Source organism: Pseudomonas sp. GM102 (genome assembly GCF_000282555.1).
Taxonomy (GTDB): domain Bacteria; phylum Pseudomonadota; class Gammaproteobacteria; order Pseudomonadales; family Pseudomonadaceae; genus Aquipseudomonas.
The window spans coordinates 20,814-36,057 of the sequence record NZ_AKJB01000067.1; the positions used below are offsets into that span (position 1 = coordinate 20,814).

A 15,244-nucleotide genomic window follows, 5' to 3' on the forward strand; every position below is an offset into this window, starting at 1 on the left:
CTGAACATCAAGGGGACAGGCTCAGTCACCTCCGGGTGCCAGCATCAGATTCGGCGATAGACGCTGGTAGCCTTCCTGCTCCAGGCGCATGTCCAGCGTCAGGCTGGACAGGTCTGCCGAAAGTGCTTCGGCTTCGGCATCGTTTTCCAGGTAGATCAGTTTCAGGTAGCTGTTGCAGCCGGGGCAGACTTCCGCCCGCAACGGTGCCTGATTGGCAGCGTGACGGTCATCCTCGAAGCTGACGTATTGAAGACCCTTGCTCTGTTCGCAATACACGCATTTGACCCGTACCGCATGCCATTCGCAGGCGCACAACGAGCACACCAGATAACGCAAACCGTTGTATTTGCCGCGATGACGAATCACCCCGGCCATCGCCGGCGAACCGCAGGCCGGGCATTGGCTGAGGCTGTCGCCGCGCTTGAGTTCAAGGTTGGGTGTGCTCAGCAGCCAATGGCTCCAGGCCGCTTGCAGCGCTGCACCGAGGAACGGCACCAACTCTGCCGGCAGCATTGAATACTGGCCGCTGACCAAGGCAATCGCCCAGGCTTTGAGCAGCCCCGGGTTGGCACTGCGCAACGTCGCCACGGCGTTTTCTACCGCCGATTGTGGCGGTGGTTGATAGCGTTGCAACAAGGCTTCGAGATACGGCAGCCAAACATTTTCGCGCACCAGACTGTCGGCGGCGAACGGTGGCAAGCCATGTTCCATGCACACCCGCAGGCGTTCGGGATCGGGCAGGGTCGTCACGGGCGGATCGTCCATCAGGTTCTGCTGAACGTGGCACAGCCCCGCGATCAAGCGCAGATAGTCCGCCATGGGATGCCCGTCGGCCAGGCGTTCCAGGCGCAGCGCACGCAAGGTGAACAGATTGTTCGGTGGCAGGTACAGAAACGGCGGTGAACTCGCCGCCGCTTCTATCTGCCCAGGCTCGAGGATCGTCGCCAAGGGGTCATCCTTTTTTTGTGATCGGTCGTTCAGGCGTCTCGTCACCGGTCACTTCCCGGTACCAGAGCTCATGGTGTCTTCTCGCCCAGGCGCGGCTGACCCGGCCACGCACCATGGCGTGGACCGAGCCGCGAATCCAGATGCCGGCGTAGACGTGGACGATGATGCTCAGCACCAGGATGAAACCCGCCAGCGCATGCAGCAGCATCGCCCAGCGAATACCGGTGATGCCGAAGTACGCGCTGAACCAGGCACGCCAGATCACCAAGCCGCTGAACAACAGCACCAGCATGCAGATCAGCAACACCCAGAACAGCAGCTTCTGCGCCGGGTTGTACTTGCCGATCGGCGGCACGCCCTCCTCTTCGTTACGCATGACAGTCCCGACGCGCCTGAGCCACAACCGGTCGTTGGCGCTGAAGTAATTCGCCCGCCAGAAGCTGAACACCAGGCCGAGGAACAGCACAAACATCGCCACGCCCATGTACGGATGCAAAATGCGCGTCCACGAACCGCCGCCAAACAGGTTGCTGAGCCAGAACAGTCCCGGGTGGAACAAGGCCAGCCCCGACAGCGCGGCCGCGAGAAACAGAATCGCCACCAGCCAGTGATTGGTGCGCTGGTTGGCGGTGTAGCGCAGGATCGGTTTGTCGTTCATGGCCTGTCCTCCCCGCCGGGTTTCGTCGGATCAAAGGTGTGCACCGATGGATCGAACTCATGCACCGCCGGGTCGAGGGTGACGGGATGTTCGTCTTCCTCGACCAACTGCGGCCCAACGCGCACGTAGTGGAAGAACCCGGCCAGCACCGCCGCGCCCATGGCCAGCAACGCCAGGGGTTTGCTCAGGCCTTTCCACAGGTCCACCAGCGGACTGATCGCCGGGTGATCCGGTAACCCGGCATACAACCTGGGCGTGTCGGCATGGTGCAGCACATACATGACGTGGGTGCCACCGACGCCTGCGGGGTCATATAAACCGGCATTTTCGAAACCGCGACTCTTGAGGTCGACGATACGTTCGGCGGCGTGTTCTTTCATGTCTTCCTTACTGCCGAAAACGATGGCGCCGGTCGGGCAGGTTTTCACACAGGCCGGCTCCAGCCCCACCGCCACCCGGTCCGAACACAGTGTGCATTTATAGGCTTTGTGATCCTTTTGCGAGATGCGCGGAATGTTGAACGGGCAACCGGTGATGCAATAGCCGCAGCCGATGCAGTGGTCCTGATCGAAATCGACGATGCCGTTGGCGTGCTTGATGATCGCGCCGGGGCTGGGGCACGCCGCCAGGCAGCCGGGCTCGGCGCAGTGCATGCAGCCGTCCTTGCGAATCAGCCATTCGAGGTTGCCGGCGTCGGTTTCATGCTCGGTGAAGCGCATCAAGGTCCACGTATCTGCGCTGAGGTCTTGAGGGTTGTCGTAGGTGCCGAGGTTATGACCGACGTCGTCGCGCAGCTCGTTCCATTCCGAGCAGGCGACCTGGCAGGCCTTGCAGCCGATGCATTTGGTGGTGTCGATCAGCTTGGCCACTTCCTCTTGCGTGCGCACCGAGGGCGGCACAGTGGTGGTGGCCGAGCGGGCGATGATGTCTTGGCTGGCCATTTAGATTTTCTCCACGTTGACCAGGAATGACTTGGATTCCGGGGTCTGTGTGTTGCCATCGCCGAGGAACGGCACCAGGGTGTTGGTCAGGTAACCGTGACGGGTAGCGCCGGTGAAGCCCCAGTGCAACGGGATACCGATCTGGTGCACCACCTGATTGTTGACCTGCAGCGGACGAATCCGCTTGGTCACCACCGCCACCGCTTCGATATGCCCGCGCTTGGAGCTGACCCTTACCCGGTCACCGGCCGCAATGCCTTTCTCCTTGGCCAGCACTTCGCCGATCTCTACGAACTGCTCAGGCTGGGTCACGGCGTTGATCGGGCAATGCTTGGTCCAGAAGTGGAAGTGTTCGGTCAGCCGGTAGCTGGTCGCCGCATAAGGGAAGTCCTTGGCCTGCCCGAGGGTGTCCCAGACGGAATCGAAGATCCGCCCGGCCGGGTTGCTGGTCGCCTGCTTGTTGTTGGGGTGCATCGGGTTGATGCCGATGGGCGTCTCGAACGGTTCATAGTGTTCCGGGAACGGCCCTTCGTTCATCTTGTCGAGGGCGAAGAAACGCGCCACGCCTTCGGGGTTCATGATGAACGGGTTCATCCCGGCTTCCGGCGGCACATCGGCCTTGTAGTCAGGCACGTCGGTGCCGGTCCAGACCTTGCCGTTCCACCACACCAGCCGCTTGTTGGCGTCCCACGGTTTGCCTTGAGGGTCGCAAGAGGCACGGTTGTAGAGAATCCGCCGGTTCATCGGCCAGGCCCAAGCCCAGCCCAGGTTCTGCTTCATGCCGAAAGGATCGCTGTTGTCACGCCGGGCCATGTTGTTGCCCTGCTCGGTCCAGCTGCCGCAGAAGATCCAGCACCCGGATGCCGTGCTGCCATCGTCCTTGAGTTGGCCGAAGCCGGACAGCTGCTGACCGGCCTTGACCACCGCGCCCGAAGCGTCGGTGACATCGGATACGGCGTAGCCGTTGAATTCCCGGGCCAGCTCTTCCGACGTCGGGTCATCCGGCACTTTGTACGGCCAGTCGAGCTTGAGGATCGGCTCGGCCCAGGCACCACCGTTGGCCTGGTAACGCTTGCGCAAGCGCAGGAACAGCTCGGCCATGATCTTCACGTCGGTGCGCGCTTGCCCCGGGCCATCGGCACCCTTCCAGTGCCATTGCAGCCACCGGCCGCTGTTGACCAGCGAACCATTTTCTTCGGCGAAACAGGTGGTGGGCAGGCGAATGACTTCGGTCTGGATCTCGGCTGTTTGCACATCGTTGTAAGGCCCGGCGTTGCGCCAGAACTCCGAGGTTTCGGTGGCCAGTGGGTCCATCACCACCAGCCACTTGAGCTTGGCCAGCGCCTTCATTACACGGTTCTTGTCCGGCAACGCGGCGATCGGGTTAAAGCCCTGGCACATATAGCCATTGACCTCTCCCTTGCCCATCATGTCGAACATTTTCAGGATGTCGTAGCCGGGGATGTCCAGCTTGGGCAGCCAGTCGTAGCCCCAGTGATTCTCGGCGGTGGCATTGGCGCCGTACCAGGCTTTCATCAGGCTGACGTGGAACTTGCCGTAGTTCTGCCAGTAAGACATCTGCCCAGGGCGCAACGGCTTGAGTGCACGTTTGGCGATGTAGGCGTTGTAATCCTGTTCGGCCTCGGCCGGCAGGGTCAGGTAACCGGGCAGCAGGTTGGACAGCAAGCCCAGGTCGGTCAGGCCCTGGATGTTGGAGTGCCCGCGCAAGGCATTGACGCCCCCGCCCGGCATGCCGACGTTGCCCAACAGCAGTTGGACCATAGCCGCGCTGCGGATCATCTGCGAGCCGGTCGAATGCTGGGTCCAGCCCAGCGCGTAGAGAATCGTCATGGTTTTGCCCGGTTGCGAGCAGGTGGCGATCTCCTCCCAGATTTTCTTCATCGCGTCCACGGGCATGCCGCAGACCTGACTGGCCAGCTCCAGGGTGTAGCGGCTGTAATGCTGCTTCATTAATTGGTAGACGCAGCGTGGATCTTGCAGGGTCGGGTCGACTTTTGCGAAACCGTCCTCGCCGATTTCGTAGCCCCAGCCAGACTTGTCGGTGTAGATGCGCTTGCTCGCGTCGTAACCGCTGAACAAGCCGTCCTCGAAGCCGTAGTTGGCCTTGACGATGAACGACACGTCCGTATAGGCGCGCACGTATTCGTGCTGGATCTTGTCTTCGGTCAGCAGGTAATTGATCAGCCCGCCCATGAAGGCAATGTCGGTGCCGGTGCGGATCGGCGCGTAATAGTCGGCTACCGAGGCGGTACGGGTGAAACGCGGGTCGACCACAATCAGCCGCGCCTTGTTATGGGCTTTGGCTTCGGTCACCCATTTGAAACCGCAAGGGTGCGCTTCGGCGGCATTGCCACCCATCACCAGAACCAGATTCGCGTTGGCGATATCGGTCCAGTGGTTGGTCATGGCACCACGGCCATACGTCGGGGCAAGACTTGCCACCGTCGGGCCATGTCAGACACGTGCCTGGTTATCGAACCCCAGCATGCCGAGACTGCGAATCACCTTGTGGGTGATGTAACCCGCTTCGTTGGACGATGCCGACGCCGCGAGGAAACCGGTGGTCAGCCAGCGATTCACCGTTTGCCCTTGGGCGTTCTTCTCGATGAAGTGGGCGTCGCGGTCGGCCTTCATCAGGTCGGCGATGCGATCCAGTGCTTCATCCCAGGAGATTCGCGTCCATTCCGTGCTGCCAGGCTTGCGCACCTGCGGGTACTGAAGACGACTGGGGCTGTGAATGAAATCGAGCAGGCCTGCGCCTTTGGGGCAGAGGGTGCCGCGATTGACGGGGTGGTCGGCATCGCCTTCGATGTGGATGATGCTTTGGGCGACATTCTTCGCGTTGTCACCCTGGCTGTACATGATCAAGCCGCAACCGACCGAGCAGTACGGGCAGGTGTTGCGGGTTTCATGGGTATGGGCGAGCTTGAAATGACGCACTTGTTCGGCGAAAGCGGGCGTCGGGGCCATGCCCAGCGCGCCGAGGCTTGAGCCCGCAAGGCCGAGACCAGCGACCTTGAAGAACTGACGACGGTTGAGGTCCATCGTGCACTCCTGATCAGGTGGAAACCCGGTGCATTGACCAGTCAGTCAATTCGCGGCCCCTGTGGGAGCGGGCTTGTGTGGCGAGGGGGCTTGCCCCCGTTCGGCTGCGAAGCAGTCGTTAACCCATTACATGCGGTTTGACTTTGAAATGCCGGGGTCGCTTCGCGACCCAACGGGGGCAAGCCCCCTCACCACAGTCCATTCCCACAGGGATTTCGCTTAACTGCCTGGCACTGTGCGTTGGCCGGGTTTTTCTGGACGATCACGGTGACGGCAACGGAACTACCGCCACTTTAAACTGTAGACAATGCTGTTTTATGCTGTGTGAAAACCGACAGTCGGGTAGTTCCGCAAGCCAGCCGGAAACACAATTAATGGGAGCGACCTGTGGCGAGGGGGCCTTGTGGCGAGGGGGCTTGCCCCCGTTGGGGTGCGAAGCGCCCCCCATTTCAAAGTTAAATCGCATGTATAGGTTTTACGACTGCTTCGCAGCCGAACGGGGGCAAGCCCCCTCGCCACAGGTCGCGCCCACAGGGTTTGGCGCTTATCATGACCACCGGATTAACCCCCTGCCTTTTATGAGACTGAGCATGACTTTCGATTTTGATCAGGTGTTCGACCGCCATGGCACCGGCAGTACCAAATGGAGCCGTTACCCGGCCGACGTGTTGCCGATGTGGGTCGCCGACATGGACTTTGCCGCGCCGCCAGCGATCATTCAGGCGCTGCAAAAACGCCTGGAACATCCGATGCTCGGTTACAGCGTGGCTCAGGATGATTTGCGTGAGGCCATCGTCGCCGACCTGTGGAGCAAGTACGCCTGGCGCGTGCAACCTCAGGAGCTGATATTCCTGCCGGGTATTGAGTCGGGGTTCAACATGGCCCTGAACGCGCTGGTTCAGCCGCAGCAGAACGTGGTCGTGCAGACACCAAACTACCCGCCGCTGCGCCATGCGCCGGGCCACTGGCAGCTGAACAAGGTCGAACTGGATTTCGACGCGTTGGCCGATGGCACCTATGCGACGCCACTCGATGCCTTGCGCCAGGCACTGCAAGGGGGCGGCGCGCTGCTGCTGAGCAACCCGCATAACCCGCTGGGCAAGGTCTTCCCGCGTGAGGAACTGCAAGCGGTCGCCGACATTTGCCTGGGGCAGGACGCCTGGATCATCTCCGACGAGATCCACTCCGAGTTGTGCTTCGACGGGCGCGTACACATTCCGACCGCCTCGCTCAGCCCGCAGATCGCCCAGCGCACCATCACCCTGATGTCGGCGAGCAAGGCTTACAACATCGCCGGTTTGAAGACCGCGTTCATGATCATTCAGGACGCGGCACTGCGTCATCGGGTCAACAGCGCTCGCTGCGGCATGGTCGACAGCGTCAACCCGCTGGGCCTGGAAGCCACCCGCGTTGCCTACAGCGAAGGCGGCCCGTGGTTAACCGAGCTCATGGCTTACCTGCAAAGCAATCGGGATTATCTGGTGGAGGCGGTTCGCACGCGGTTGCCGGGTGTGACCATGAACATCCCTCAGGGCACTTACCTGGCATGGCTCGACTGCACGGCGCTGACGCTGGATAACCCGCAGCAATTCTTCCTTGAGCAAGCGAAAGTCGGGCTGAGCGCAGGGCTGGATTTCGGCGATCACGCCCAGCAATTCGTGCGCCTGAACTTTGGTTGCCCAAGGGCGCTGCTGGAAGAAGGGATCGCGCGGATGGAGCGTAGTTTGCGTAACCGCCAGGCCTGACAGCCCGGGTTGATGCCGAAAACCCGATGCCTGTGCATCGGGTTTTTTATGGGCGATAGGCGCAGCATCGAATCCTGTTCAAGGCGTTATGCGCTCCAAGCAAGCCTTGATAAAGGCTTCCCGCTTCTGATCGTCCGGCAGCTTCATGAAGTTTTTCGGCTCGCAATTTTTCTCGTTCACATCGTATTTGTTTTCGCAGCCAGCGAGACATGCCAACGAGAGTGCCAGTGCAATTAGCGATTGAGTGTTCATGAGCAACTCCTCATCGAGTTTCTTGCGTCGCATTGAGCCTAACTCATGAGTTGAGTGTATGCAGGAACAGCGAACTTTCCTCTGCGCTAAACCCGTCGGAAATCCAACCGAACTCAAGACAAAAGACCGGGGTCAACCCTCAACGAGCGCTGGTACCGCTTGAATCTTTTGCTTTGAACAGAGGAGATTTCCCGATGACTGACTATCCAAAACCACCCTTCCCGAAACAAAGCCAGCCAGTCCCCGGAGTCCAGATGAAAATGGACCCTTATCCGGATTGTGGCGAGCAGAGCTACAAGGGTTCGGGTCGGCTGGAGGGCAAGATTGCCCTGATCACCGGTGCCGACAGCGGCATCGGCCGTGCAGTGGCGATTGCATTCGCCCGGGAAGGCGCGGATGTGGTGGTGGCCTACTTGAATGAAACTGAAGATGCGCAGGAAACCGCACGTTGGGTCGAGCAGGCCGGTCGTCAATGCCTGCTGCTTCCCGGCGATGTGGCGCACAAAGCGCACTGCCAGGCGCTGGTGGATAAAACGGTGGAGCGCTTTGGCCGGATCGACATTCTGGTCAACAACGCCGCCTTCCAGATGACCCACGAAAACATTGAAGACATCCCGGACGAAGAATGGGTGATGACCTTCGATGTGAACATCACCGCCATGTTCAGGCTCTGTCAGGCGGCGCTGAAACACATGAAGCCCGGCAGTTCGATCATCAACACCAGTTCGGTCAACTCCGACATGCCCAAGCCGACATTGCTGGCCTACGCGACCACCAAGGGCGCGATTGCCAACTTTTCCGCCGGCCTGGCACAGATGCTGGGACCCAAGAACATCCGGGTGAACAGCGTGGCACCGGGGCCGATCTGGACGCCGCTGATCGTCTCGACCATGCCCGAGGAAGACGTGCAAAACTTCGGCTCGCAAACCCCGCTCGGCCGCCCCGGCCAACCGGTGGAAGTCGCGCCGATCTATGTGTTGCTGGCCTCGGATGAAGCCAGCTACATCACCGGGCAACGGTATGGCGTCACGGGCGGCAAACCGATGCTTTGATGCAACCGGCACAGACTGCATTCGGCCCCTGTAGGAGCCAGGCTTGCCGGCGAAGGCGCTCTTAAGGACGCCTTCGCCGGCAAGCCTGGCTCCTACGAAAAGCGGTTCATTCGCTTAACTGACTGGCATTGGGGCTTACCCAAGAAATCAGGGCTCTTGAGCAATCACCGATATCTTGCCGTTGCGCTCGATGATGGCAAATTTGATCTGTTCAAGGGTTTCAATGCCCTGACTCGATCGCGCAGCCTCCATGACATCCGCTTCCACCAGTCGCGCATGGCGCAGGCGTTCGTGCAGGATCTTGCCGTTTTCGACAATGGTCGTCGGCCCGCCATCGATCAGCCGCTGCACCCATTGCGAGCGCTGTTTGAGCAATGAAAGCCCGACATCGATGGCAATCAGCGTAACGATCACCAGCATCGAATTGGTCAGGGAAAAATCATTGCCCACCAGCGCTTGTTGGGTCGCCTCGCCGATGATCATCAGGAGCACGAAATCAAACGTCGTCAGTTCGGCCAGCGAGCGCCGACCGGCAATCTTGAACAGCACCATTAACGCCAGGTACATCACGACTGCGCGCAATACCGAATCCATAAATCACCTAAGGGAAAATGAATTGATCCACCTTGACGGGGGCTGCCCCGGGCGAGGCGATTTGGCTGCGAAACAGACCCAGCCCCTCGCCACGCAAAGTCAGGTAAAGACTGGCCTGCCCTTGCGCGTCCGTTTGTACCCACAGTTTCATGCCCTGCTCACCACTGAGTGCATGCACAGGTTCCGGTTGCAGGGTTTCGATTTCGAAGCCCTCTAGCAGTTTCCCGTTCAGTTCCAGTTCAACCGTGGCATCCGGCCGGCCGATCACACTGACCTTCATCGGATTGGTCGAGCCATGACGGTGGAACATCTCGTACTCCACCCGTACCTTGCCATCGCTGCCGTGAACGTCTTGGGAGCTGAGCGGGCCACGGGAAAACAAGCCGAGCAACGCCAACACCACCAGCAGCACCATCACGTACCAGCCCCAGCGCTCGAATCGCCAGACCTTGACCTGATAGGCCATGTCTTCGCGCACCGGGTAATCACGGCTGTGATGCTCGTCGCGGCGCGATTCGTTGTTCATGGTGTGACCTGGCCTTGTTCACCGGCCAATGCACGTTGATGAAAAAACGACACCCGCTTCAAGGCATGTTCAGCGGCCAGTAACTGCACCCGGCTGCGTGACCCGAAAAACCGGTGCTGGTGAGTGAATACGCGCTTCCCTCGCTCGGTCTGGTACGCCCAGGCAAAACAGACGGTGCCGGCCGGAATCCCGTCGATATCCTCCGGTCCCAAAATGCCGGTGGTGGCGACCGCGACATTGGCGGGGCTGTCACGCAATGCTCCCAAGGCCATTTCGCACGCCACTTCGCAACTGGTCAGGTTGAAGGTTTTGATCGTATCGGGGCTGACGTTAAGCAATCGCTGCTTGGCTTCGGAGGAATAAACCACATAGCCGCTCTCGATCAGGTCCCCGCTGTTCGGCACCTCGGCCAGTAAAGTCACGATTTTTCCAGCGGTACAGGATTCTGCCGTCGTCAGTCGCAAGTCGTGTTGCCGCAAATATTCGACGACGGATTGGCTGACGTTCATGACCAGGCACCCAGGCAAGAGGAACTGCTCGGTTGACCTTCGTGGTTTGTAAACATTCCCTCCAGCCGACCGCTCTTGGGGCACCCGATAAAAAATGAACCCCCGGCGACGGATGCACCTCAATACTTTTAGGGGCCCCTATGCCGGGCCGCTTGTATCTGGAGGTCGTCATGTCCGCACATTTCGTCAGGCTGTTCACTCAGCCCAATTTCGTCTGGACAGATATTCGTAAGGATGAGGAAGCGCATCCGCGCCATTACCTCGCTCATTTGCTGGTGCTCGCCTTGATTCCCGCCGTGTGCCTGTTTATCGGGACCACTTACGTCGGCTGGAGCCTGGCCGAAAACGAAACGGTCAAACTCAGTGCCGCCAGCGCCCTGCAACTCTGTGGGCTGCTGTACCTGAGCATCATCGTCGGCGTGGTGCTGATGGGGCTGTTCATCCGCTGGATGTCGCGCACCTTCGACTCACGCCCCACCGTCAATCAGTGCATCGGTTTTGCCGCCTATACCGTCACCCCGTTCTTCCTTGCAGGTATTGCCGGGCTCTATCCGAGTCGCTGGCTGGCGATCACCGTGCTGGGGGCGGCCTCCCTCTATTCAACGTTTTTGCTGTTCGTCGGTTTGCCGATCTTCATGCACGAGCGCAAGGAGCAAGGCCTGCTGAATGCGGCGAGCGTATGGGGCGTCGGGCTATTGGTGCTGGTGACTATTTTGGTGGAGATGATTCTGCTCTGGTTCAACTACCTGGGACCCGAGTACGTGCGCGTGACTGGCGTTTGATTTTCCTGAGTCCGCCATCCGCCGGCGATCGGCGGTACACCTCCGAGAACCGGGCATGAGCTTTATTGTATGGGTGGCGGTGTTGGGTGCGGTGCTGCTAACCCTGGCACTGACCTCGTCCTATCTGCGCTGGATGCCGGTGACCACATCGGCGGTGTGCCTGGCGCTGGGCGTGGCGATCGGTCCGGGTGGCCTGGGCTTGTTGAAGCTGGACATCAAGGACGCGGCGATCTGGATGGAGCACCTGACGGAAGTCGCGGTGCTCTTTTCGCTGTTTGTCTGCGGACTCAAATTGCGCCTGCCACTGAAGGATCTTCGATGGCGGGTGGCGTTCGGCCTGGCGGGACCGGTGATGATCTTGACCATCATTGGCGTCTGCCTGCTACTGCATTACGGTTTTGCCCTGGCGTGGGGGCCGTCGTTGCTGATCGGGGCGATTCTGGCCCCCACCGATCCGGTACTGGCCTCGCTGGTGCAGGTCAACGACGCCAGGGATTACGACTCGGTGCGTTTCGGGCTCACCGGTGAGGCGGGCCTCAACGACGGCATCGCCTTCCCTTTCGTGATCCTCGGCTTGCTGTTTGTGCAACAGAGCGGCAACAGCGACGCCTGGCTCGGTGAGTGGGCGTTGAAAAGTGTGCTGTGGGCCGTGCCTGCCGGTTTGTTCATCGGTTACTGGATGGGCCACGGCATCGGTCGCTTGACCTTGTCGATGCGCATCCGCAATGCCGACAGCACCATTTCTCCCAACGATTACCTGACGCTGGCCCTGATCGCCCTCGCTTATGTCGCGGCCGAAGAGATCCATGGCTATGGCTTTCTGTCGGTATTCGCCGCCGGCCTGGGGTTGCGACAAGCTGAAGTCAAATCCACCGGCGACGCACGGATCCCCGCCGAGCATCTGGTGCAACCGGTGGTCGGCCACCAGAACGTCGAGCCTGAGGCTGCCGTCCACGGCGACGTGGCGAATCTGCCAGAAACCCAGGTCGCGGCCGGCATCATGATGGGCGACATGCTGGCATTTGGCAGTTTGGTGGAACGAGCCATGGAGGTGTTTTTGGTCACTCTGCTGGGCGTGGTGCTGGTGGGCCATTGGGATTGGCGAGCGTTGGTGGTTGCACTGGTGTTGTTCTGTGCCATTCGCCCCTTGTGTGTAGGGATCATGCCGTGGGGGCGCCTGCTGGACGGTCGCCAGCGGCTGTTGATCGGCTGGTTCGGGATTCGCGGGATCGGGAGCTTTTACTACCTGTTCTACGCCTTGAACCATGACCTCGGTCCGGCAGCGGCGACACTGTGCACTGACCTGACGTTGTCGGTAGTGGCGCTCAGCATTCTGGCGCATGGCATCAGTACTCAACCGATGCTGACCCGTTATGAGCGGCGCAATCACCCGGACGTCTGACGAAGGTCGGTCAACCTGCACTGAACAGCAAACTGGATTCATGCAGGCTGCACGATAATGGCTTGTTAAAAACCATCACAACCGATTGTTTTTATTTGGGTTTTCTTAACTTTTAAAACAGGCACGGGAAATGCTCCAGCAGTGTGAGCGACAACGGCAGGAAGACCGTTTGCGCTTGACCCGTGACTAAACAAGAGGTTCGATCATGAACGCCATTGACCTGTTGAAAACCGACCATGAACGCGTAAAAGGGATCCTGGCCCAGTTGAGCGAGTCCACTGAACGTGGGGTGAAAAAACGCACCGAGTTGCTGGCCAAACTGGAAATGGAAATCAAGATCCATACCCGCCTGGAAGAAGAAGTCTTGTACCCGGCGTATAAAAAGGCCGGGGGCAAGGAACAGGATGTGATGTATTACGAAGCCAAGGAAGAACATCGCACCGTCGATTCGCTGGTGCTTCCCGACCTGAAAACCACTGACCCCTCCAGCATCGAATTCGCCGGTCGAGTGAAAGTGGTCAAGGAGTTGCTGGAACATCACATCGAAGAAGAGGAAAAGGAAATGTTTCCTCAGGCCAAAAAGCTGCTGGGCAAAGCGACGCTCGACGAATTGGGTAGCGAAATGGAAAGCTTGAAAGCCCGCTACAAAAAAGAACTGGGTGCGTCTAATCTCGCGGCTTGATGGGGATAGCACAGGCCCGGAGAACCGCTTTTCGTAGGAGCCAGCGGTGCGGCGATCCGACTTGCTGGCGAAGGCGCTCTCAAGGACGCCTTCGCCGGCAAGCCTGGCTCCTACATATCCATGTCCAATTTGCTCCCGACTATCACTTCATCACCAAGGCAATGATTTCCACCAGATTGAGTTGGGTAAAGGGTTTGGACAGGCGTGGGAGTCTGGCCGCCAAGCCTTCCAGACGCTCGGCGTAACCGGTGGCGAGGATGATCGGCAGTTGTGGCCTGATATTGCGGATAATCTGCGCCAATTGCTCGCCGTTCATTTTGGGCATCGCCATGTCCGTAATGACCAGGTCAATCGCGGGCTCACTGTCGAATAGCTCCAGCGCCTGCGCGCCGGACGAGGCACTGATCACCCGATGGCCGAGGTCCTCGAGCAACAGGCTGGTACTGGTCAACACCAGGCTGTCGTCGTCCACGACCAACACACACAGGCGAGGCACCCGCGACATGGCTGCCTCCTCGATAGGGGGGGCGGTGGCCGCGTTGGCGAGTGCAACGGGTAACCAGAGTTCAGCCGTGGTGCCGACATCCTTCCGGCTTTTCAGACTGAAGCGTCCTCCCAATTGCTCCATATACCCATGAACCATCGATAACCCCAGGCCAGTGCCTTTGCCGACGCCTTTGGTGGTGAAGAAGGGGTCCATGGCCGACGCCAGGGTAGCGTCATCCATACCCTCCCCCGTATCCGTGACACTCAGGCAGACATAACGGCCAGCCGTCAGGGACAGCTTCTGATCGTGGACCTCATGTGTCAGGGCGCTGATGATGAGTTTCCCGCCGTCAGGCATGGCATCGCGGGCGTTGGTCGCCAGATTCAGCACCGCCAGTTCCAGCTGATTGACGTCGGCCATGACCGGTTCAAGTCCAGGCGTAAAGCATGTTTCTATGCTCACCGCCGGCCCCAGAGAGCTGCGCAATAGCCCGGTAATCCCCTGTATCAACGTCGGGATTTCGACGGATTCAGTCTTAAGCTCCTGACGTCTGGCAAACGCCAACATGCGCTGGGTCAGGGAAACGCCGCGCAAGGCGCCTTGAGTGGCATTGTCGAGCAAACGGGTAATTCTCGGGTCGTCCGCTGCTCGTTTACGAACGATTTCCAGATTGCCGAGAATAACGGTCAGCAGGTTATTGAAGTCGTGGGCAATCCCCCCGCTGAGTTGACCGATGGCCTGCATCTTTTGCGCCTGAAACAACGCTTCGCGGGTTTTCTCAAGGGCTTGCTGGGCTTGGGTCACCTCGGTGATGTCCCGAGTGATCTTGGCAAATCCGAGCAACGTGCCAGTTTCGCCCCAAATCGGGTCGACCACGACATGCGCGAAAAACTGCGTGCCGTCCTTGCGCACGCGCCAGGCCTTGTTTTCGAATCGCCCCTCGCGTGTAGCGATCTCCAGCGCACGCCGGGGTTCACCGGCTTCGCGGTCTTCAGGGGTGTAAAACATCGAGAAATGCTGGCCGATCACTTCTTCGGGCCGGTAGCCCTTGATTCGCTGAGCCCCCAGATTCCAGTTGGTCACGCGTCCATCCGGGGCGAGCATGTAGATGGCGTAGTCGGTGACGCTTTGCACCAGCAGCCGGAACTGCTGCTCGCTTTGCTTGAGGGTTTCTTCGGCCATTTTGCGGTCGGTCAAATCCCGGGTGATCTTGGCAAAACCCAGCAATTTGCCCGACGGATCGAGAATGGGATCGATGATGACGTGGGACCAGAAATGCGTGCCGTCCTTGCGAACCCGCCAGCCTTCGCCCTCGAAACGCCCTTCGTGAATGGCGGTATCAAGGGCGCGCTGAGGCAAACCGGCCTTGCGGTCCTCTTCGGTATAAAAACGCGAGAAATGCTTACCAAGAATCTCCGCCTCCTCATACCCTTTGAAACGCTTGGCGCCAGCGTTCCAACTGGTGATGATGCCATCGGGGTCAATCATGTAGATGGCGTAGTCCACCACGGCATCGATCAGCAGACGAAAGCGCATCTCCTCGATGGCATTGATCTTGGTCCGGTCATCGCTCATGGAGCCCTGTCCTTGTTGTTGTTCT

14 protein-coding genes are annotated in these 15,244 nt (G+C 59.6%); 5 read left to right on the plus strand and 9 right to left on the minus strand.

All coding sequences use genetic code 11. The annotated features are described in order from the left end of the window. Positions 1 to 21: 21 nt before the first annotated feature. From fdhE to fdnG, 4 genes are read right to left on the minus strand one after another with little or no spacing between them, the layout of a single operon-like run. Positions 22 to 948 carry a formate dehydrogenase accessory protein FdhE gene (fdhE, locus tag PMI18_RS12045; protein ID WP_007902311.1) on the minus strand — a complete coding sequence of 309 codons (927 nt, stop codon included), beginning with the start codon at positions 946 to 948 and terminating at the stop codon, positions 22 to 24. Positions 949 to 952: 4 nt separating this feature from the next. Beyond that, positions 953 to 1,606 carry a formate dehydrogenase subunit gamma gene (locus PMI18_RS12040; protein WP_007902314.1) on the minus strand — a complete coding sequence of 218 codons (654 nt, stop codon included), beginning with the start codon at positions 1,604 to 1,606 and terminating at the stop codon, positions 953 to 955. After that, positions 1,603 to 2,547, minus strand: coding sequence for a formate dehydrogenase subunit beta (gene fdxH / locus PMI18_RS12035; protein ID WP_007902318.1), 945 nt, complete (start codon positions 2,545 to 2,547; stop codon positions 1,603 to 1,605). Before fdxH ends, PMI18_RS12040 begins: the two co-directional genes overlap by 4 nt. Continuing rightward, complete coding sequence (gene fdnG, locus PMI18_RS12030; RefSeq protein WP_157221681.1) at positions 2,548 to 5,613, minus strand: formate dehydrogenase-N subunit alpha; 3,066 nt, start codon at positions 5,611 to 5,613, stop codon at positions 2,548 to 2,550. A 590-nt stretch (positions 5,614 to 6,203) separates the two neighbouring features. Between fdnG and PMI18_RS12020 the strand changes: the two genes are divergently transcribed. Beyond that, positions 6,204 to 7,358: a MalY/PatB family protein gene (locus PMI18_RS12020; protein ID WP_033036574.1), complete on the plus strand. Its 1,155-nt coding sequence runs from the start codon at positions 6,204 to 6,206 to the stop codon at positions 7,356 to 7,358. A 78-nt stretch (positions 7,359 to 7,436) separates the two neighbouring features. Here the strand turns inward: PMI18_RS12020 and trbK are convergent, their stop codons facing one another. Continuing rightward, positions 7,437 to 7,610 carry an entry exclusion lipoprotein TrbK gene (gene trbK, locus PMI18_RS12015; protein ID WP_063343699.1) on the minus strand — a complete coding sequence of 58 codons (174 nt, stop codon included), beginning with the start codon at positions 7,608 to 7,610 and terminating at the stop codon, positions 7,437 to 7,439. 194 nt (positions 7,611 to 7,804) lie between these two features. Here trbK and PMI18_RS12010 point away from each other — a divergent pair, with 194 nt between their 5' ends. After that, positions 7,805 to 8,662, plus strand: a complete 858-nt coding sequence (locus PMI18_RS12010; protein ID WP_007902330.1) for an SDR family oxidoreductase — start codon at positions 7,805 to 7,807, stop codon at positions 8,660 to 8,662. Positions 8,663 to 8,809: 147 nt separating this feature from the next. Here PMI18_RS12010 and PMI18_RS12005 read toward each other — a convergent pair whose 3' ends face one another. The 3 genes from PMI18_RS12005 to PMI18_RS11995 are packed head-to-tail and all read right to left on the minus strand — an operon-like array spanning position 8,810 to position 10,291. Further along, positions 8,810 to 9,256, minus strand: coding sequence for a DUF421 domain-containing protein (locus PMI18_RS12005; RefSeq protein WP_007902333.1), 447 nt, complete (start codon positions 9,254 to 9,256; stop codon positions 8,810 to 8,812). A gap of 7 nt (positions 9,257 to 9,263) precedes the next feature. Next, positions 9,264 to 9,782, minus strand: coding sequence for a hypothetical protein (locus PMI18_RS12000; RefSeq protein ID WP_007902335.1), 519 nt, complete (start codon positions 9,780 to 9,782; stop codon positions 9,264 to 9,266). Beyond that, positions 9,779 to 10,291 carry a CinA family protein gene (locus PMI18_RS11995; protein WP_007902338.1) on the minus strand — a complete coding sequence of 171 codons (513 nt, stop codon included), beginning with the start codon at positions 10,289 to 10,291 and terminating at the stop codon, positions 9,779 to 9,781. Before PMI18_RS11995 ends, PMI18_RS12000 begins: the two co-directional genes overlap by 4 nt. Before the next feature lie 170 nt (positions 10,292 to 10,461). Between PMI18_RS11995 and PMI18_RS11990 the strand changes: the two genes are divergently transcribed. From PMI18_RS11990 to PMI18_RS11980, 3 genes are all read left to right on the plus strand, one after another. Continuing rightward, the gene (locus PMI18_RS11990; protein WP_033036577.1) at positions 10,462 to 11,073 is read left to right on the plus strand and encodes a Yip1 family protein; all 612 of its coding nucleotides are present in this window, start codon (positions 10,462 to 10,464) and stop codon (positions 11,071 to 11,073) included. A gap of 55 nt (positions 11,074 to 11,128) precedes the next feature. Further along, positions 11,129 to 12,475, plus strand: a complete 1,347-nt coding sequence (locus PMI18_RS11985; protein ID WP_007902340.1) for a cation:proton antiporter — start codon at positions 11,129 to 11,131, stop codon at positions 12,473 to 12,475. Positions 12,476 to 12,680: 205 nt separating this feature from the next. Continuing rightward, complete coding sequence (locus PMI18_RS11980) at positions 12,681 to 13,157, plus strand: hemerythrin domain-containing protein (RefSeq protein WP_007902341.1); 477 nt, start codon at positions 12,681 to 12,683, stop codon at positions 13,155 to 13,157. Between the two features lie 142 nt (positions 13,158 to 13,299). Here the strand turns inward: PMI18_RS11980 and PMI18_RS11975 are convergent, their stop codons facing one another. After that, the gene (locus tag PMI18_RS11975; RefSeq protein WP_007902343.1) at positions 13,300 to 15,219 is read right to left on the minus strand and encodes a hybrid sensor histidine kinase/response regulator; all 1,920 of its coding nucleotides are present in this window, start codon (positions 15,217 to 15,219) and stop codon (positions 13,300 to 13,302) included. Between the last annotated feature and the right edge of the window lie 25 nt (positions 15,220 to 15,244).

Bases quoted from the DNA above. Each gene is read 5' to 3' on its own strand.
- PMI18_RS12040 (WP_007902314.1), bottom strand. From the start codon at position 1,606: ATGAACGACAAACCGATCCTGCGCTACACCGCCAACCAGCGCACCAAT.
- fdxH (WP_007902318.1), bottom strand. From the start codon at position 2,547: ATGGCCAGCCAAGACATCATCGCCCGCTCGGCCACCACCACTGTGCCG.
- PMI18_RS12020 (WP_033036574.1), top strand. From the start codon at position 6,204: ATGACTTTCGATTTTGATCAGGTGTTCGACCGCCATGGCACCGGCAGT.
- trbK (WP_063343699.1), bottom strand. From the start codon at position 7,610: ATGAACACTCAATCGCTAATTGCACTGGCACTCTCGTTGGCATGTCTC.
- PMI18_RS12010 (WP_007902330.1), top strand. From the start codon at position 7,805: ATGACTGACTATCCAAAACCACCCTTCCCGAAACAAAGCCAGCCAGTC.
- PMI18_RS12005 (WP_007902333.1), bottom strand. From the start codon at position 9,256: ATGGATTCGGTATTGCGCGCAGTCGTGATGTACCTGGCGTTAATGGTG.
- PMI18_RS12000 (WP_007902335.1), bottom strand. From the start codon at position 9,782: ATGAACAACGAATCGCGCCGCGACGAGCATCACAGCCGTGATTACCCG.
- PMI18_RS11995 (WP_007902338.1), bottom strand. From the start codon at position 10,291: ATGAACGTCAGCCAATCCGTCGTCGAATATTTGCGGCAACACGACTTG.
- PMI18_RS11990 (WP_033036577.1), top strand. From the start codon at position 10,462: ATGTCCGCACATTTCGTCAGGCTGTTCACTCAGCCCAATTTCGTCTGG.
- PMI18_RS11985 (WP_007902340.1), top strand. From the start codon at position 11,129: ATGAGCTTTATTGTATGGGTGGCGGTGTTGGGTGCGGTGCTGCTAACC.
- PMI18_RS11980 (WP_007902341.1), top strand. From the start codon at position 12,681: ATGAACGCCATTGACCTGTTGAAAACCGACCATGAACGCGTAAAAGGG.
- PMI18_RS11975 (WP_007902343.1), bottom strand. From the start codon at position 15,219: ATGAGCGATGACCGGACCAAGATCAATGCCATCGAGGAGATGCGCTTT.